Here is a 17,847-nt window from a genome sequence, read left to right on the forward strand (position 1 = left end):
ACTGGCGACGTCGCCATCAGGCCCGATCCCAGACCAGCCACTACCGGCGACAAGCCGCAACGCAGACATGAAGATCACGATCTACAGCTGGAGTATTAGCCTCGATCTTTCGTGACGAGTCATCAGCTTGTTGTTGGTGACTCGTTTCGTTTTCGGATGGTGTGGGGGCAGGCCGGTAGCCCGGCTGTCGCGTCGGGTGGGCGCCGGCTTCCACGGTTCCGGGGTGCGGTGAAGCTTCGTCGGGGCGGGGTCGTTGCTGGTCAGTCTGGGTTTGGTAGGGCGTCGAGGCGCTTGAACGCGGCGGTGATGATCTCGGTCCAGGGCCAGTGCCGGGCAAGGCGGAGGTATCGGCGGCGGCTGGTCGTTATCAGCTGGGCGGCGGCGGAGAACAGCCGCAGCCGTAGGCGGCGGGGCTCCCAGCGGCGGGCGGTGCCGGTCAGCGCGAGCATCGGCAGCCAGGCCAGCAGCTCCAGCGCGAGCCGGACGATCTCCAGCCAGGTCCGGTTCTGAGCGGCATCGTGCAGCGGCAGGTTGGTAAGGCCGGTGGCGCGGGCGGCGCGGATGCGGTCCTCGGCCCTGGCGCGCTGGCGGTGGCACAGCTCCAGCGCGGCGATCGGGGCGTCGGCAGTGTTGGTGGCGAAGCAGGTCAGGCGCAGTCCGTCGGCATCGGTGAGACGCAACTGTGCTGCGGGGTGCGGGCGTTCCTTGCGGACGATCAGCCGCATGCCTTGCGCCCAGCCCTTCGAGCAGTCGCCGCCGATCTCGGCGACCCAGGCGCCGTCGCGCACCTCGCCATCCGGCTCCACGGCGGGCGTCCAGGCCGAGGCGGGGACGGCCAGGACTGCGGTATGGATGGCATCGGTGATGGTCATCCCGACCGAGTACGACAACCACCGGCCGCACTGGGCGAGCCAGGCGACGAACTCATGCGTCCCGCCGCCGGAGTCGGTGCGAATCAGGGTCTGCCGGCCACGCCGGTAGGACTTCGGCAGTTGAGCCAGCGCGAGTTGAGTGGCTTCGATGTGGTCGGCGGCGGTGTTGGAGCCGGCGTTCCCAGGGCGCAGCAGGCCCGCGACCGGCTCACCGGAGCCGGGGCGTCCATGGTCGACGAACGCCATCAGCGGGTGGTGGCCATAGGTCTTCTTCCAGGTCGCGGCGGCGTCCTGCTTGTCGGAGTGGGCCAGCACCAGCACCCCGTCGATGTCCACGATCACCTGCCCCGAGGCGTCCGGGGCCGCCTGCTTGGCCAGGCGCCACACTCGGTTCCGCACTTCGGATCGGGCGGTGCGGATCGCCGTCAGGGCCTTCGGGCCGGCCGCAGCCAGAGTATCGAGCAAGCGGGAGACTGTCGGGTCCGAGGCGACGGGGCCGAACACCGCCGGCTCGGCCCGCAGCACGCCGGCAGTAGGCGTGGCCTCGGGGCGCTCATCGCCGCGTCCCGCGCTCGATCGCTTCCGCCAGGGCGTGGGCGACGGGTCGCGGTCCGGAGGGCCCGGGATCTGCCGTACGGATGCGTCGGATGTGCTGCCGCATCGCGTCCGCCTCGGCGTCCAGGCCTCGATCGGTGTAGATGGCGGCGGCCTCTCGTCGACAGGCGAGGGCCTCGTCCTCGCGCCCGAGGGCGTCCAATGACGTGGCGAGGACCGCCAAGGGCCAGGCCAGTGTCTCGTCGTGGCTGCCGATGGACCTGCGACCGAGGTCGACGGCGCGCCGGCACAGGACGACAGCCCTGTCATGGTCGCCGATGCCCTGCATGCCCCTGGCGATGGCCGAGAGCGCGCATGCCTCACCGTCCCTGTCGCCGAGCCGACGGCGCAGTCGAGCGCTTCGGATGCCGTGCTCGATGGTGAGGCGGGGGTTGCCGAGGTCAGCGTGGAGTTCGGCGATGTTGCCTTCCGCCACCGCTTCCCATCGCCCGGTGTCGAAGCCCCGGCTGAGCACGAGCGCCTCGTCGAAGTGGCGCAGCGCCTCGACGAGGCGGGTCTGTCGGCGCAGCAGCTGGCCGAGTTCGGTGCGGGCGGCGATCTGGATGTGGTTGTTGCCGACGTCCTTGGCCAGGGCGCAGGCGCGGATGAGATCCCGCTCCGCGTCCGGATGCTGGAGGTGTGCCAATGCCTCCCCACGAGCGAGCAGGACGTTGGCTTCGTGATCGATCCGGCCGGAGCGCCGCGCCGCGTGCAGGGCCGCGGTGGCGGTGTCGACGCGCTCCTGCCAGCCGCCCATGAGCACCAGGAAGCCGAGAGCGTCGACGAGGTGCAGTGCGTACCGGTCCATGGCGGTGTCGACAGCGTGGTGCAGGGCGGCGACGAGGTTGGCCCGTTCCGCGGTGAACCACGCCCAGGCGTCGTCACGGCCGGCCAGGAGGTGTGGATGGGCTGACTCGGTGGGGTTCGTCACCACACGGGTGCAGGTGGGGTAGAGCAGACGGTCGGCGGTGTGCGCGGTGTGGGCGTACCACGTGAGCATCGCGTCGAGAGCGTGTCCCCGTTCGGCCTTGGAGTCGTGCGCACCGGCCAGTTCGCCGGCGTAGGCGCGCAGTAGATCGTGAAAGCGGTATCGGTCGTGCGCGACCGGTTCGATGAGGTGCGCGTCTGCCAGCGCCCGCAGCAGTCGCCGTGTCGTGTGTGGGGGCAGGCGCGCGAGGGCCGCGGCGGCGGGTGTGGAGATGTCCGGGCCGGGATGCAGGCCGAGGCGCCGGAACAGGCTCGCCTGCGCTGCCGGCAGCTGTGCGTAGGACCACTGGAGTACGTTGCGGACCGCGGCGTAGGGATCCTGACCCCAGCTCAGTGCGTCGAGTTTGGAGTCCTCGTCGGCGAGCTCGTCGGCGATGTCGGCGACGGCGACATGTTCGTACGCGGCGGCACGCCCGGCGGCGATCCGCAGCGCGAGTGGCAATCGCGCGCACAGCCGGATGAGGCTCTCCACCGCGGCCGGCTCCGCCTGGGCGCGAGCGGGGCCGATGATGCCCACGACCAGGGACGAGGCCTCGTCCGGAGACAGCACGTCGAGGGTGATCCGGTACGCGGCTTCGGTGACCACCAGCCCGGTCAGGCTGTCGCGGCTGGTCACCAGCACCATGCATCCGGGCGCTCCCGGCAGCAGCGGCCGGACCTGCTCCGCGCTGTTGGCGTTGTCCAGCACGATCAGCATGCGTCGCCCCGTCGCCAGCGTGCGAAACAGTCCCGAGCGGGCGCCGGTCCCGGCCGGCACCGCCGCCGGATGTACGCCGAGAGCGACCAGGAAATCGTCGAGGACCTCGTCCGGGGTCGCGGGCCTGCCGGGCCCGTAACCGTGCAAGTTGGTGTGCAGTGTGCCGTCCGGGAAGCGGTCCTGGACGCGGTGGGCCCAGTGCACCGCGAGGGTCGTCTTGCCCACGCCGCCTGAACCGTCGAGGGCGGAGATCACCACGGCCTGACCGCCGGCGGGCGGTAACAGCGCGTCGAGCGCCGCCAGGTGGTCGGCACGGCCGGTGAAGTCGCGGATCGCCTGTGGCAGCTGACGGGGCACCGGTGGCGTGGCGGGCTGAGGCGGCCTCGGGGCGGGCAGGGCTCCGGTCGCCCCGCCGGGATCGTCCCGCCGCACCCGGTCGACCCGGCGGGCTCCGGATTCACCGCGCAGGATCCGCTCGTGCAGCCGCTGGGTGCGGGGGCCGGGGCCGACCCCCAGTTCCTCGGCGAGGCGGGTTCTGAGGCGGTGGAAGACAGCCAGCGCGTCCGCGCGTCGGCCACAGTGGTCGAGCGCCGCCATCAGCTGGGCGTGCAGGCCCTCGTGCAGTGGATGGTCGTGCACGAGATCCGCCAGATCGTCGACGACCTCGTGGTGCTCGCCGAGTTCCAGCCGCCATCTGGCGCACTGCTCCAGCGCGCTGAGCCGCTGCTCGTCCAGCCGCGCGGCGGATCTGGCCAGGGCCGCCGTGCCCAGCCCGTCGAGTGCGGGGCCACGCCACAGGCCCAGCGCCGGCCGGATCAGCTGGACCGCCCGCTCGAGTCTCCCCTCGGCGGCGTGGCGGCGGCTCTCGGCCACCCCGGCGGCGAAGCGGAGCGAGTCGAGCCGGGCGGTGTCGACGCGGACGCGGTAGCCGGGCTCCTCGGTGAGGATGAGCCGCCGGTCGCTGTCACCCAGGCATTCCCGCAGCGCCGAGACGGAGTTCCGCAGCTGTTTGGTGGCGGTGGGGGGTGGCTCGTCGTCCCAGGTCATCTCGATGAGCTTGGAGAGCGACACCACGATGTTGGGCGCCAGCAGCAGTGCTGCCAGCAGTCGCTGGCGACGCGCCCCGGGCACCGGCACCCGCTCACAGCCTGTCCGGACGTCCAGCGCACCGAGAATGCGAAAGTCCATCCTCCCGGCCTCTCCCCCTTGCCACCAGTAAGAAGATCAAAGCACAGGGTTCGCGGCAACGCCCACCCACCGGCCGGTGGTGACGTGGTGGGGACGGCGTGAGGACGGCGTGCGAGAGGTTGTGGACGTCTCGAGGCAACCCGGGAGCAGAACCACCGATTCGCCGAACTCAAGGGGATAAGACATGGAAAACAAGAAGAATTTCGCACGTCTCGCCGGCGCCGGGGCGGCGCTGGCCATGGGATCGACGCTGCTGGCCGGCGCCCCGGCTTCGGCGCAGGCGGCGGCGCCGGTGCCGATCTACCAGGTGAAGAACGCAAACAGCAGCAACTCCTGCCTGCAGGTGGCGAACATCGCGTCGAACAAGGGAAACGTGGTCCTCGGCAACTGTGACCGCAGGGCGAGCCAGGTGTGGACCGTCATCAACGGCGTCTTCGAAAACCCCCACTACAAGCACTGCCTCGACGGAAACGGCGCGGACGTCTACACGGGATTGTGCAACGGCGGCGATTATCAGAAGTGGAACACCACCTCCGGCAGCCCGAAGTCCATCGTGCATGTCACGAGCCAGGAGTGGCTGCACGCGGGCGGAGCAGTCGGGGAAGAGGTCGTCTTCCGGGACAGCAAGGAGACGGCGTCCCGCTGGGTGATCACCCAGGTGGGATCGATCAACCCGTGAGTGCGGGGGCCGGCCTCACTGACGGCTCGCGCTGACGGCTCGCACTTTCGGCTCGCGCTGACGGCTCGCGCTCTTGGCAAGCGGTACGCGGACATCGCGGTCCCGCCGCCTCGGCACTTGGGCGCCTGCGCGGTGACGTCACGGCTGGGCAGACTCGGGGGACGGACCGGCCGGTCCGTCCCCCGAGACGTCGAGGCGGGCACCGCGTAGCTCCGCGACCGTGAGTGCGTCGTGCATCGCCTCGTACGATCGCGCCACCAGAACGCGCAGTTCGACGGTGGACAGCTCCGGCTCGGTACGCATCGCCCGGGCGTGAGCGAGCACTGTCCGGCCCGACCGCAACAGACTGGCCTCCGTGGCCGCCGCGATTCGGGCGACACCGGCCTCGACGAATGCGAGGTAGCACGGTCGGCCGTCGTCGGTCGTCCACGGCAGCAGGCGGGCCCCACGTCCACGCCGTGAAGGGCCAGCCACAGCGTGATGCGACGCATCCGTTGCTTCCAGTACGTCGTGTCGTTCACTGTTCTCGTCATGGCATCCACATCCCGTGTTACGCAGTACGCCTCCCGCCTGGGAGACCACCGACCGGCCGCCGCCCTCGAAGCGGACACGTGGATAGGACCCGATACGCTCCTTCACCTGGGAAGTGCCTCCGACGGTGGCGGGAACAAGAACCTCGAAAATCCTCATTCTTGCTGGTCAGAGGCACTTTCTGCTTACGTGATCACCAGTCGGACAGTCCGTGACGTGAAAGCGCGAGGCTAGAGCGCCCTTCCGGGCAGCGGTCCGGCCCCCCGCGAGGGCGGGCGAAACCGCAGCCCGGAATCCGGTACCGGGAGGACGCGACCGGGCCGCACGCCCCCGGGGGGAGGCGGCGGCCCGGTCGCGGCTGATGCGGCGCCCGCGCGGCCGGTGCCGCGGGCGGCTCCACCGCGACCACCGGTTCGCACTGGCCTTCAGAAGCGGACGATCTTCTTCACCCTGCCGTCGATGCCGGCGAGGACGTAGCCGCCGCGGCCGTACTCGTCACTGACGTAGGGCCGCATGCACGGGACCTGGTCCATCATCCACGGCTCGACGATGACGTAGCGCGAGGTGGGGTTGGGGACCTCCAGGTCCTTCTGCGCCTGCTCCAGCAGGCCGGGCAGGGCGTCCCAGGCGACCGTGGTCATGTCGATCAGGGGCTCTCCCTCCTCGACCGTGCCGCTGGGGCCGGTGCGCTTGGCGGCCCCGTCGCGGTACTGCCAGGAGTCGACGGTCTCGGCGCCGGCGGCCGTGGGGATGGAGGCGATGACGTACCCGTCGTAGACCTTGAGGTCCACGAAGGTGGTGGTGCCGGTCTGCTGCTTGAAGGCCTCCAGGGCGGTACGGATGTTGGCGGGGGTGAGCATGCTGCCCCGGGGCGCGCTCGCCCTGGGCGCGGGCGTCTTGAGAACCGTGGCGTTCGGGGTGAGGACCGCGCCGGCGGAGGTGGGCACGGCGGGCGTCGCGGAGGGGCCGGCCTTCGCGCCGCCCTCGGAGTGGCTGCCGTCCGGCAGCCACTGGACGAGACCGGCGGCGCCGGCCGCCAGTACCGCCACGAGGGCCGCGGCCCACAGGGCCCGGCGGCGGCGCACGGCCGGCGCGGGGTGGGGCGCGGTGGGTGTGTAGGGCGAGGCACCCGTGCCGTACGGCGACGGGACGGAGGTCGGGCCCGTCGCGGTCGCCGGCGGACCGTACTGCCCGTACGGCTGCTGCGGCCCCTGCGGGACGGGTTGCGCGTGCGGCGCGTACGGGCCGGCGGCGGCCCCCGCGAGAGCAGTGCTCGCGTCCCGGAGCAGTTGTTCCAGCAGCGCTCCGTCGGGGCGCACGGCCGGATCCCTTACGAGGAGCCGTTCCAGTACGGGCGCCAGCGGCCCGGACCGGACCGGCGCCGGGATCGGTTCGTCCAGTACCGCGACCACCGTGGCCAGGCTGGTGGCCCGGCGCAGCGGGTGCACGCCTTCCGCGGCCACGTACAGCAGCATGCCGAGCGACCACAGGTCGGAGGCGGGCAGCCCCTCCTCGCCCCGGACGCGCTCGGGCGCGATGTACTCCGGCGACCCGATCAGCACCCCGGTCGAGGTGAGCCCGGTCGACCCGTGCAGGGCCGCGATGCCGAAGTCGGTCAGCACGGCCCCGCCCTCGGGCCGCAACAGCACGTTGGCCGGTTTCACATCACGGTGGAGCACTCCTTCCGCGTGCGCGGCGCGCAGGGCGGAGAGCACGTCGAGGCCGAGCCTCAGCACGTCGGCGACCGGCATCGGCCCGTTCGCCAGCCGGTCGTGGAGCGAACCGCCCTTGACCAGTTCCATCACGATCCACGGGTGGCCGTCCGTCCCGGCCGCGGGCTCCACGATGTGGTGGATCGTCACCACGTGCGGATGCGCGAGGCGGGCGAGGGCGCGCGCTTCGCGCACGGCCCGCTCGCGCAGCTGGACGGTGAGACCGGGCTGGGCGGCGGCGGTCGCCGGGTCCGGCGGGCGCACTTCCTTGAGGGCGACCTCGCGGTGCAAAGCGATGTCGCGGGCGCGCCACACCGTACCCATACCGCCGCTGCCCAGGGGCCCCACCAGCTCGAAACGCCCGTCGATCAGCTGTCTGCCGGCCTCACTCGTGTCCATGGCCGGTCATCGTAGGTGCCCGCACCGTCAGCAGCCGAAGCGGTCCGCGGTGACGGTGCCCTGCACCGTGGAGATCGTACGGTCGTAACACCCGCCATGCACCGCGGACCCGTACACCTGGTGGCGCGCGGAGGTCCCGGCGACGGCGTGGCGCTGGTCGCGCGGAACGTTCGCGGTGTAGGTGGCGTCGCCGGTGTACGTGCTGTCCAGCCGGGTGGCCCCGACCCGTCGGGCGCCGCGCAGGGTGACGGTGTCGGAGCGGTCCCCGAGGGAGAGCACCGTACGCAGCCGGTCCCCGGCGCCGAGGGTGCTCTCGCCGTCCATCGTGTAGGTGCGCGCGGTCCGGGTGGTGGTCGCCCCGCGCGTCACGCTCTCCTCGTCGGTCCAGCTCGCGGTGAGCGCGTCGCGGTCCTCGCCGTCCGTCCAGCGGTGGACGGAGGTGTTGCGGACGGCGCGCGTGACGGTGGTGGTGACCCTGCCGCGGGAGGTGTTCAGGTGCCCGGCCACCGTCAGCCGGTGACCGCCCTCGGTGTCGAGGCGGTGCTCGGTGCCGGGTCCGGCCGGCGTCCACCGCGAGGAGCCCGCGGGGGCGCTCTCCTCGTGGCGGGTCAGGGCGCCGGTGACGACGGCGCGGCCCTCGTCCTGCCACAGCAGCAGGTTGGTGGGGGTGCTCCAACCGCTCTGCCCGGCCGGTACTCCCGCGACGGACACGTCGATGCGGTGCGGTCGGCCGTCGTTGAGGAGCGCGGCGTAGGGGGTGAGGTCGTAGAGGATCGGCTGGACGTCGAAGGCGCGCGGGCCGGGGGTCACGTACCAGAGGAAGGGGTTGGACCAGCCGCCGGTCCAGACGGTCGGGAAGGGCGCGGCGATGCCGGCGAGGCGCCCGTCGACGGAGACCCGCACCTCGCGGTAGGGGCCGCCCGCGGCCTTGCAGGAGTACGGGGCGGCATCGGGGACGGTCATGTACCAGTACTCCTCGCAGCCGCCGCCCGAACCGGTGGCGTACACCTCGGCCAGCAGCCGCTCGGTGTTGCGCGGGGTGACGACCTCCGGGGAGGTGAGCGGGAGGACCCGGTCCGGGGTGTCGGCGGGCGCGGTGCGGCCCTCGGCGGCGTAGAAGGTGAGGGTCACCACGACGTCGATGACGCCCGTGTAGGTGTCGTTGACCACGTTGCCGATGAGCATCTCGACGGGCTGCGGGCGGGCGAGGGTGTCGCGGTAGCGGGTGACGTCCTTCTCCACGGACCAGGTGATCCCGTCGGGGGACGGCTGGGGTGTGGAGGTGCGCAGGACCTCGACACCGCCGAGGGTGAGGTTGCCGAGGCGGTCGTACTGACGGCCCTTGACCTTGCCGTCGAGGCGGAGCACCACCTTGGCCCATGGGGCGGCGCCGCAGGCGGTGGGGGGTGCGTAGCTTCCCCGGTACGGGGTGAAGTCGCTGAACTGGGCCTCGGCCAGGGTCACTTGGCAGGACCGGGTCGCGGGCCGGGTGACGGGCGGGGCGGGGGTGAGGGGGTCGTGCCAGTCGGTGCCGAACTCGGCGGGCGGCTCGTCCGCCCGCTGGGCGCCGGGCACGGCGGGAGGCAGGGTGCCGGGTCGACCGGGGACGGAACCGCCGGATGCGGTCGGGGTGTTGACGGGGCCGCCGAACTCGGGCGCGGTGGCGCCGTTCGCGGGTCCCGCGCCGGCCAGGGTGCCCGCCGCCAGCGCGATCGCGCCGAGCAGGCCCGTGATCCTGTGTCGTCTCATGGCCCCGCAGTGAAACCGGCCCCACCGGCCCGCCGCCAGGGCCCGTACTCCCACTCTGGCGCGATCTCGCCCCTCGGCGGCGGACGGACCCCGGCCGGGCGAAGCCGGCGGCGTGGAAGCGGTGTGGCGTCGCAGACAACCGGCGCCGAGGACGATCAGGCCCGCCCGGCCTCTCCCCCCACCGGCGCCCGCGACCGGGCCACGACGGGGTGGGGCGGCCGGCGAGCGGGCGGCGGGCGCCGTCAGTCGCGCGAGTGGCCGAAGAGGATGCGGTAGCCGATGAGCAGGACCAGGGAGCCCCCGATGGCGGAGCCCCAGGTCGCGGGGTCGAAGAACTCGGTCCGGATCGGCCGGTCCAGGAACTTCGCCGAGAGCCGGCCGCCGGTGAAGGCGCCTGCGACACCGACGAGGGTGGTTCCGAGCAGACCGCTCGGGTCCCGGCCCGGGAGCAGCACCTTGGCGACGGCTCCCGCCAGCAGTCCCAGGACGATCCAGCCGACGATCCCCGTGCCAGGTCACTCCGTTCGGTCGTTCACGCGTTCTCCCATGAGGACGCGGTCCCGGCCGAAACGGTTCTTCCGCCGGGCGGCGGAGGCGGGACCGTGCGAGCCGGGGCGAACGCGCCGACGGCCGTCGCCGTGCGCACCGGTACGGGTAGGGGCGGCGCGGGGCGGGCCGGTGCCGGGGCCGGTGCCAGTGCCGCCGTCGGAGCGGGAGCCTCCCCGGCCGCGGCGCTCGAAGGCGTCCGGGTCAGCAGGAGCACCCCGCGCGCCGCGGCGGCGGCGCCGCCCCCGGCGAGCAACAGGCCCAGCACGCCGCCCTGGAGCCGTTCGCCGAGCAGGACCGTGCCGATGGCGGCGGCGGCCAGTGGATTGGCGAGGTTCACCACGGCGAGCGGTGCGCCGAGACCGCCCCGGTAGGCCCGCTGCGACAGGAGCATCCCGCCGACCGCGAACACCACCACGAGCAGCGCCACCACGCCGACCCGCGCGCTGAGCAGGGCGCCGCCCCGGCCGGCGGCCACGGCGACGGTCTGGGTCAGCGCGGAGGCGGCGGCGGAGGCCAGCCCGGACGCCGTCGCGTGCCGCAGCCCCGAGCCCGGGTCCGTGCGTACGGTCAGCAGCAGGACGGCCGCGGAGGTCGCCCCGGACACGGCCAGTGCCTCCGCCAGGGTGAGCGTGTCGTCGGGGGCCGGACCGGAGGCCGGGAGCAGGAGCAGGCCGAGCCCGGCGACGGTGGCCAGTGTGCCGCGCCACTCGGTCGGCGCCACGCGCCGCCCGGCCCGGCGCGCTCCCAGCGGCACGGCCGCCACGAGGGTGAGGGCGCCCAGCGGCTGCACCAGGGTGAGCGGTCCGTACCGCAGGGCCGCGGCGTGCAGCAGGGCGGCGGCGGTGTTCAGGCCGGCCGACCACCACCAGGCGCCGGAGCCGAGGAGGCGGCCGGCACTGCGGGAGACGCGTTCGCGCGCGGTGTCGGCGGACGCCCGCGCGAGGCGTTCCTGGGCGACGGCGGCGGACGCGTAGGCCACGGCCGAGGCCAGGCAGAGCACGACCGCGAGAAGGGTGGCGTTCACGGCCCGACCCCGACCCCCGCCTCGGCCCCGGCCTCGGCGCCGTCCCCGACCCCCGCCTCGACCCCGGCCTCGGTGCCCGACCGCGCCCCGGCGCCCGTGCCGGCCCCGACGCCGGCGGGCGGCGGGACGCGTACGACGCCGGAGGCGACCGGAGCGGCCGGGCCCGCGTCGGGGACGGTCTCGGCCGCCGGCCGGGGCACCAGGAGCAGCGCCGCCCCCAGCAGGACGGTCGCCACGATCGCGTCGAGCCAGTAGTGGTTGGCCGTGCCGACGACGACGAGCAGCGTCACCAGCGGGTGCAGCAGCCACAGCACGCGCCACCGCGAGCCGCTGGCGGCGATCATCCCGAGGGCGAGCATCAGGGCCCAGCCGAAGTGCAGCGAGGGCATCGCCGCGAACTGGTTGGCCATGCCGTCGGCGGCCGGGGCGGCGCCGTAGACGGTGGGTCCGTAGAGCCGGCCGGTGTCGACGAGCTGTGGGTCGCCGAGCAGCCGCGGGGGCGCCAGCGGGAAGGCGAGGTGCAGGACGAGCGCGGCACCGGTGAGCACGGCGAGCACCCGGCGCGTCCACAGGTAGTGCCGGGGGCGGCGCAGGTAGAGCCAGATCAGGAAGCACGCGGTCGCGGGGAAGTGCACCGCCGCGTAGTAGGTGTTCGCCGCGTACACGAAGGGGTCCGCGTGCAGCAGCAGACGCTGCACCGCGCCCTCGCCGGGCAGGTGCAGGGCGCGTTCGGCGTCGCGCATCCAGTCCGCGTTGCGGAAGGCCTCGCCCGTGCGGCCCGTGGAGAACGCCCTGCCCGCCTTGTACACGGTGAACAGGCTCACGACGAGCAGCAGCTCTTGTACGAGGCGGCGGCGCGCGGCAGGCCGGCCGGCTCCCGGGCCGCCGGGTACGGCGTGAGAGGTGGTCATCCCCCGTCCCCCTTCCTGCTCCCGGCGAACGTCCGGAGGGACGTTGCGCACTCATCGACACGCCAGTGTATCGATACATTCGCGTATCGATACGCAGGTGTACCGATACGCTCGCGTTCCCGTACACTTCCGTATCGGAAGACACCGCCGAGCCGCCTCCGAGGAGAGCCGCACCCCATGACGTCGACGCCGCCCCCCGGGCGCCGCTCCAAGATCACCCCGGAGCGGGAGCAGGAGTTCTACGACGCCGTCCTGGAGCAGCTGCGCGAGGACGGGTACGAGGCCCTCACCATGGAGGGCGTCGCGGCGCGGGCCAGCTGCGGCAAGTCCACGCTCTACCGGCAGTGGAAGACCAAGCCCCAGCTCGTCGCCGCGGCCCTGCGCGCCGGCCGGCGGGGCACGCTCGTCGCGGTGGACAACGGGACGCTGGCGGAGGACCTGCGCGAGGCTGCCCGGATCGCGGCCTGCACCTCGGGCCGCGACACCCGCCTCATGCAGGCGGTCGGCCACGCCGCGCTCGACGACGAGGAGCTGCAGGCGGCCCTGCGCACGGCCCTGGTCGAACCGGAGCTCGCGGCCTTCGACGCGATGGTGGAGCGGGCCGTCGCGCGGGGGGAGATCCGCGCGAACCACCCGGCCGTGGAGTTCCTGCCCGCGCAGCTCATGGGCCTGGTACGCATCCTGCCGGTACTGGAGGGCCGCTTCGCCGACGCCGACTACCTGCTCCGGTTCATCGACGCGGCCATCCTCCCCTCCCTGGGACTCACCCCGCCCCGGGCCCCCTGAACCGGCCGACCGCCGTCACGATGACCTGACGGCGGCCGGCCCGCGCTGCCTCGTGGGGACGGCGGCAGCGCACCGCCCGGACCGGGCGGCGGTCACTCGCACGCCGAGCGGCCGCCGCCCGATCCGGGCGGATCCGGATGCCGGCCGCGGCGGCCTCACCGGGCGCGGCGGCGGCGGCGACAGCATGACCGGGGCCGGGACCCCGCGGGGACCGCACCCGGTCGGCGGCGTCCGCCGATGCCCGCGTCCGCCGGCGGGCGGCGTCCGTCAGCGGCGGATGCCCATGGTCCGGGCGAACTCCTCCGGATCCGCGTCGGAACCGCGCAGGTCCGCCGAGTCCAGCGACCAGGCGCCGGAGGCGTCGCGCGTGAACTCCGCGATCGTGGCGGCGGTGGAGCCCGGCACGGACGCGAAGTCGCCCTGCGCCAGATCGGTGTGCCCCTCGCGGATCCGGATCCCCGTGCCCCCGATGTCGGCGAACGTCTTGCGCCGGGGCTCCCCCGGCCCGGCCGACCCGCCGGCGTCCTGGATGACCACGCCCACCACGACGCGCTGGAGCTCGGCCCCCATCCGGTTCAGTTCGAGGGTCATCACCTCGTCGAAGCCGAAGCCCTGGCCGGTGTGGCTGTCCCGGTTCAAGGTGATGGTGCCGTCGGGCGACCGGCTGCCGAAGTGCACGAGGTGGACGGGGGTCCCGTGGAGGTCCGCGGCCGCGTAGACCGCGGCGACGAGGTCGAGATCGTTCGCGGGGGTCCCGGCGGGGCTGGGGTCCCACCTCAGCGCGACCTCCACCTTGGCCAGGCCCTTGCGTACACCGGTCACCGATCTCCCCCTCCACTCACCAGATCTTGCCCCGCCATGCTCCCACGCGGCCCGGGCTTCCCGCCCGAACGACCGTACGTTACCGGCCACTTCGCCGCCGGCCCGGCCGGGCCGGGGGCTCGCCGCGCGGCGAGCCCCCGCGTCCCGGCGGGGCTCGGCCCCTTGCCCCGCTCGGACCCGGTTCAACCGAAGATCCTTCGACGGAACCGGATCGTTATCCTCAAATTTTACTCAGATCTAGTGACGGTGCGGCCGTCTCCTTCCTAGCTTCCTCGTACACGTGTCACGACGTACCCCCACGTTCCGCGGTTCCCCGCGCGCCGGCGCCTTCCCCCAGCCACCGCTGGACGGGCTCCGGCGGTGCGCCCCGCGTACCCGAGGAAAGAGTGCAGCATGAAGGTTCCCCAGGCCGGTGCGGTCGCCGCAGTGATCGCCATCGCGCTCACCACCTCCGGGTGCTTGGGCGAGGAAGAGGTCAAGGGGAAGCTCGCCATCGGCATCAAGTTCGACCAGCCGGGCATCGGCATGCGCGAGGAGGACGGCACGTTCTCCGGCTTCGACGTGGACGTCGCCACGTACGTGGCCAAGGAGCTCGGTTACGCGCCGGACCGCATCGAGTTCAAGCAGGTCTACAGCAACGACCGCGAGCTGCTGCTCCAGTACAACGAGGTCGAATTCGTCGCCGCGAGCTACTCGATCAACGACAAGCGCAAGGAGAAGGTCGAGTTCGCCGGCCCCTACTTCCTCGCGCACCAGGACCTGCTGGTCCGTGCCAACGACAACAGCATCACCAAGGCCGAGGACCTCAACACCAAGAAGCTGTGCTCGGTGAGCGGTTCCACCTCGGCGGAGAACGTCAAGAACCGCCTCGCCCCGAAGGCCAGCGTCCTGGAGCTCGGCGGCTACTCGGAGTGCCTCATCGCCCTCCAGGACGGCATCGTCGACGCCCTGACCACGGACAATGCCATCCTGGCCGGGTACGCCGCCCGCAAGGGCAACGAGGGCAAGTTCAGGCTCACCGGCCTGGCCATGAGCAACGAGAACTACGGCATCGGCCTCAAGAAGGGCGACACGGAGCTCCGCGACAAGGTCAACTCCGCCCTGAAGAAGATGGTGGAGGACGGCTCCTGGGAGCAGGCCGTGAAGAAGAACTTCGGCCCCGGTTACAAGTACGAGCCGGCCCCGCCGCTCACCGTGACGAACTGACGTCCCTCCACGCGGCGGCCGGGACGGATCACGGATCCCCGAACAAGATCCGCACTGCCGACACGTGGTTTTCACCTGTTGGGCACATGACAATGTGAACCTCGCTCTGCCACCTGACACCCCGCCAATTCCCCGGGCGGGGACGGTGCGTGTGGAGAGGTACCCCCACAGATGAGAATCTCGCGCCTGACTCCCTGGGCCGCCGGCCTCGCGACGGCCGCGCTGTTCGCCGTACCGGCCGCCGCGTCCGCCGGACAGCAGCGGACCGCGGCCCCCCACGCCGCCGCGGCCGCCTCGGCGGACTCCTACTACGCGAGCGCCGAGGGCAAGACCGGCGCCGCGCTGAAGACCGCCCTGCACCAGATCATCAGGAACCAGTCGAAGGTCTCCTACGACGGCGTGTGGAACGCGCTGAAGGTCACCGACCAGGACCCGGCGAACCCGAACAACGTCATCCTGCTCTACTCCGGCCGCTCCCAGTCCAAGGCCACCAACGGCGGCGGGGCCAACGACTGGAACCGCGAACACGTGTGGGCCAAGAGCCACGGCGACTTCGGAACGGCCACCGGGCCCGGCACCGACCTGCACCACCTGCGCCCCGAGGACGTCACGGTCAACAGCACCCGTGGCAACAAGGACTTCGACAAGGGCGGCAGCCCCGTCGCCGAGGCGCCCGGGAGCCTGACGGACAGCGACTCCTTCGAGCCGCGCAACGCCGTCAAGGGCGACGTGGCGCGGATGCTGCTCTACATGGCCGTCCGCTACGAGGGCGGCGACGGCTTCGCGAACCTGGAACTCAACGACAAGGTCAGCAACGGTTCGGCTCCCGCGCACGGCCGGATCAGCGTACTCAAGCAGTGGCACCAGCAGGACCCGCCGGACGCCTTCGAGCAGCGCCGCAACCAGGTCATATTCGATACCTACCAGCACAATCGGAACCCGTTCATCGACCACCCGGAGTGGGTCGCCTCCATCTGGTGACCGCGGGTCGTCGGGAGGTGCGGGGCGGGCGCGGGGGCCGCCGGGGGTTGGGCCGTTCCAGGCCGGGTATTCGCAGGCCAGAGGCTGCGGACCGCGCCCGGCGGAAACAGCCGACGGAGGTACGTCGTGATGGACGGAGCCGGACTTTCCGACCGCGAGCAGCGCGCCCTCTCCGCGATCGAAGCCCAACTCAAAAGTGATCGTTCCTTCGACCGGATCCTGCGGTCCACCCGTCGGCGCAACCGCGTCACGGCGGCCTGCCTGCTCGCTGCCGTGACGGTCGCGCTGCTGGTCGCGGCTTCGGTCACGGTGGCGCAGGGCTTGATCTGGGCCTTCGCCGCCGCCTGGATCCTGACGGTGTTCACGGCCCTGCCGCTGATCGGGCAGTGGATCCATCGGCGCTGGCAGAACAGGGGCCGGGGTTCGGCGACCGACCGGACCTGAGGACCGCCAGGACGGTCGGAGGCGGTCAGACGTGGTCAGAGGCGGTCGGCCAGGGCCTTGAATTCGGCCCAGGGCATCCGCGGCGGGCGCTCGTCCCAGACCTTCTGGGAGAGCGCGGCCAGCGGCAGTCCGATGCCGGCGGCCACTTGGGCCTGGGTCTGGGCGCCGGCCAGGTCGCACCACACGGCCAGACGGGCGCCCAGGATCTGGTCCCCGTACCCGGCCGGCACGGCGGAGGTGCCGCGCAGCACCAGCGGGGTCCACTCCTCGTAGATCCGCCGGCCGGTGGGGTAGGTGAATTGGTTCGGCTCGCCCAGCACGTAGTACAGGTACTCGTCGTTGAGGTTGACCAGCTTGCGGCCCTCGCGCAGGTACTCCAGCGGCGGGCGGGCGCCTATCTCCTTGCCCGTCCAGTACTCGACCTGGATGTCCTTGGCGGCGGTGGCCACCCCGCCGCGGAAGAAGCCGTCGTTCCACGCCTTGAGCGACTTGCCCGACGGCCGCACGACGTCGGCGCGGTCGTTGAGCCAGCCCGTCGCCAGGTCCTGCACCCGAGCCGTCGGTCCGTACCGCTGCTGGGCCGCGCGCGTGAGCTGGGGGAAGGAGGCCTGCGGGTCGCGTACGACGAGTGCCTGGTACTCGTCCGCGCCCAGGTGCCAGGCCCCGCCGGGGAACAAGGGCAGGTACTCGCGCAGCAGTTCGTCGATGAGCCGGGCCGATGCGGGATTGGATATGTCGACCGCGCCCGCGATCGCCTTGCCCCGTACGTCGCGCAGTTGCAGGTCCGGGTGGGCGCGCAGGACCGCGCCGAGGTGTCCGGGCGAGTCGATCTCCGGGACCACCGTGATGTGGAGGCGGGCTGCGAGCGCTGTGATGCTTCTGACCTGGGCCTTGGTGAGGTGCGGGGTGGAGACGATCTCCGGATGGCTGTCGGACTCGATCCGGAAGGCCTGGTCGTCGGAGAAGTGCAGGCCGAGCTGGTTGAGTTTGAGGTCGGCCATCTCCCGCAGCCGGTCCTCGATCCAGGCGGGGGTGAAGTGCTTGCGGGCTATGTCGAGGTTCAGGCCGCGCTGGGGTTTGGCGGGCCCGTCCCGCACGGTGCCCTCGGGGGCCGAACCGCCGTTGCTCACCGCCTGCTTGAGGGTTCGGGTCCCGTAGAAGACCCCGGCCTCGTCGGGCGCCGTGATGCGCACCCGGCCGTCGCCCACGGAGAGCGTGTACGACTCGGCAGGTCCCGAGCCCGCCGCTCCCAGGTCGAGTTCGACGTCGCCGGACCGGGGTGCCTGCGCGTCGGCGAAGGCGAGTCCCAGTTCGCCGGCCAGCAGGCGGCCCTCGTCGGACAGCGCGGCCGTATCGCCCTGGGCGACGACCACGCGGGCACCCGGGGCGGGTTTCCAGCCGGGGCCCCGGGCGGCGGTGTGCTCGCGTACGGCCGGGACGGTGCGCGGGGCGGTCGAGAGGGGGTGGGACGGGCTCGGTACGGGATCGCTCGGGCCGGTCGCGGCACTCGGAACGGTCAGGTCGCCGGGCGCGGCGGCGCGCGCCGAGGCGGCCGGGGCACTGGCCGGCGAGGTGGGGGCGCCGGGTTCGTCGGAGGCCGCCGTGCAGCCGGGCACGGCAAGGGTGACCAGCGCGGCGACCGTGGCCGTCGCGATGACGTGGACCCTCGTGTACCGCTTCCTGTTCCTCATCATGCGTCCGTGTCCCCCGTACCAA

At 72.6% G+C, this 17,847-nt stretch carries 14 protein-coding genes and 1 pseudogene; 5 read left to right on the forward strand and 10 right to left on the reverse strand.

What is annotated here, in order from left to right; translation table 11 throughout:
* Positions 1 to 260: 260 nt before the first annotated feature.
* Positions 261 to 1,397: pseudogene (locus tag ACWFQ8_RS21405) on the reverse strand (IS1380 family transposase); the annotation flags it as partial.
* 28 nt (positions 1,398 to 1,425) lie between these two features.
* Positions 1,426 to 4,338: an AfsR/SARP family transcriptional regulator gene (locus ACWFQ8_RS21410; RefSeq protein ID WP_453787844.1), complete on the reverse strand. Its 2,913-nt coding sequence runs from the start codon at positions 4,336 to 4,338 to the stop codon at positions 1,426 to 1,428.
* 184 nt (positions 4,339 to 4,522) lie between these two features.
* Here ACWFQ8_RS21410 and ACWFQ8_RS21415 point away from each other — a divergent pair, with 184 nt between their 5' ends.
* Positions 4,523 to 5,017, forward strand: coding sequence for a ricin-type beta-trefoil lectin domain protein (locus tag ACWFQ8_RS21415; RefSeq protein ID WP_453787845.1), 495 nt, complete (start codon positions 4,523 to 4,525; stop codon positions 5,015 to 5,017).
* Positions 5,018 to 5,155: 138 nt separating this feature from the next.
* Here ACWFQ8_RS21415 and ACWFQ8_RS21420 read toward each other — a convergent pair whose 3' ends face one another.
* From ACWFQ8_RS21420 to ACWFQ8_RS21445, 6 genes are all read right to left on the reverse strand, one after another.
* Entirely contained in the window at positions 5,156 to 5,320 is a 165-nt protein-coding gene (locus ACWFQ8_RS21420) for a hypothetical protein (protein ID WP_453787846.1), read from the reverse strand.
* A 653-nt stretch (positions 5,321 to 5,973) separates the two neighbouring features.
* Positions 5,974 to 7,659: a serine/threonine-protein kinase gene (locus ACWFQ8_RS21425; RefSeq protein ID WP_453787847.1), complete on the reverse strand. Its 1,686-nt coding sequence runs from the start codon at positions 7,657 to 7,659 to the stop codon at positions 5,974 to 5,976.
* Positions 7,660 to 7,686: 27 nt separating this feature from the next.
* Positions 7,687 to 9,408 carry a peptide-N4-asparagine amidase gene (locus ACWFQ8_RS21430; protein ID WP_453787848.1) on the reverse strand — a complete coding sequence of 574 codons (1,722 nt, stop codon included), beginning with the start codon at positions 9,406 to 9,408 and terminating at the stop codon, positions 7,687 to 7,689.
* A 242-nt stretch (positions 9,409 to 9,650) separates the two neighbouring features.
* Positions 9,651 to 9,911 (reverse strand): GlsB/YeaQ/YmgE family stress response membrane protein, encoded by a 261-nt coding sequence (locus tag ACWFQ8_RS21435; protein WP_453787920.1) that lies wholly within the window; start codon positions 9,909 to 9,911, stop codon positions 9,651 to 9,653.
* A 29-nt stretch (positions 9,912 to 9,940) separates the two neighbouring features.
* Positions 9,941 to 10,981, reverse strand: coding sequence for a DMT family transporter (locus tag ACWFQ8_RS21440; RefSeq protein WP_453787849.1), 1,041 nt, complete (start codon positions 10,979 to 10,981; stop codon positions 9,941 to 9,943).
* Entirely contained in the window at positions 10,978 to 11,892 is a 915-nt protein-coding gene (locus ACWFQ8_RS21445) for a phosphatase PAP2 family protein (protein ID WP_453787850.1), read from the reverse strand. The genes ACWFQ8_RS21440 and ACWFQ8_RS21445 overlap by 4 nt, the downstream gene beginning before the upstream one ends.
* A gap of 177 nt (positions 11,893 to 12,069) precedes the next feature.
* Between ACWFQ8_RS21445 and ACWFQ8_RS21450 the strand changes: the two genes are divergently transcribed.
* Complete coding sequence (locus tag ACWFQ8_RS21450) at positions 12,070 to 12,678, forward strand: TetR/AcrR family transcriptional regulator (RefSeq protein WP_453787851.1); 609 nt, start codon at positions 12,070 to 12,072, stop codon at positions 12,676 to 12,678.
* A 267-nt stretch (positions 12,679 to 12,945) separates the two neighbouring features.
* Here ACWFQ8_RS21450 and ACWFQ8_RS21455 read toward each other — a convergent pair whose 3' ends face one another.
* Positions 12,946 to 13,500 carry a TerD family protein gene (locus tag ACWFQ8_RS21455; RefSeq protein WP_453787852.1) on the reverse strand — a complete coding sequence of 185 codons (555 nt, stop codon included), beginning with the start codon at positions 13,498 to 13,500 and terminating at the stop codon, positions 12,946 to 12,948.
* A 393-nt stretch (positions 13,501 to 13,893) separates the two neighbouring features.
* Here ACWFQ8_RS21455 and ACWFQ8_RS21460 point away from each other — a divergent pair, with 393 nt between their 5' ends.
* The 3 genes from ACWFQ8_RS21460 to ACWFQ8_RS21470 all read left to right on the forward strand — a co-directional run bounded on the left by ACWFQ8_RS21460 (position 13,894) and on the right by ACWFQ8_RS21470 (position 16,131).
* Positions 13,894 to 14,706: a glutamate ABC transporter substrate-binding protein gene (locus ACWFQ8_RS21460; RefSeq protein WP_453787853.1), complete on the forward strand. Its 813-nt coding sequence runs from the start codon at positions 13,894 to 13,896 to the stop codon at positions 14,704 to 14,706.
* Positions 14,707 to 14,877: 171 nt separating this feature from the next.
* The gene (locus tag ACWFQ8_RS21465; protein ID WP_453787854.1) at positions 14,878 to 15,687 is read left to right on the forward strand and encodes an endonuclease I family protein; all 810 of its coding nucleotides are present in this window, start codon (positions 14,878 to 14,880) and stop codon (positions 15,685 to 15,687) included.
* A 129-nt stretch (positions 15,688 to 15,816) separates the two neighbouring features.
* Positions 15,817 to 16,131, forward strand: coding sequence for a DUF3040 domain-containing protein (locus ACWFQ8_RS21470; RefSeq protein ID WP_453787855.1), 315 nt, complete (start codon positions 15,817 to 15,819; stop codon positions 16,129 to 16,131).
* 35 nt (positions 16,132 to 16,166) lie between these two features.
* On the opposite strand, the gene ACWFQ8_RS21475 is transcribed toward ACWFQ8_RS21470, so the two are convergent.
* A complete protein-coding gene (locus ACWFQ8_RS21475) occupies positions 16,167 to 17,822 on the reverse strand; it encodes a beta-N-acetylhexosaminidase (RefSeq protein WP_453787921.1) in 1,656 nt (551 codons plus the stop codon).
* Between the last annotated feature and the right edge of the window lie 25 nt (positions 17,823 to 17,847).

The organism is Streptomyces sp. NPDC055254 (assembly GCF_053606025.1).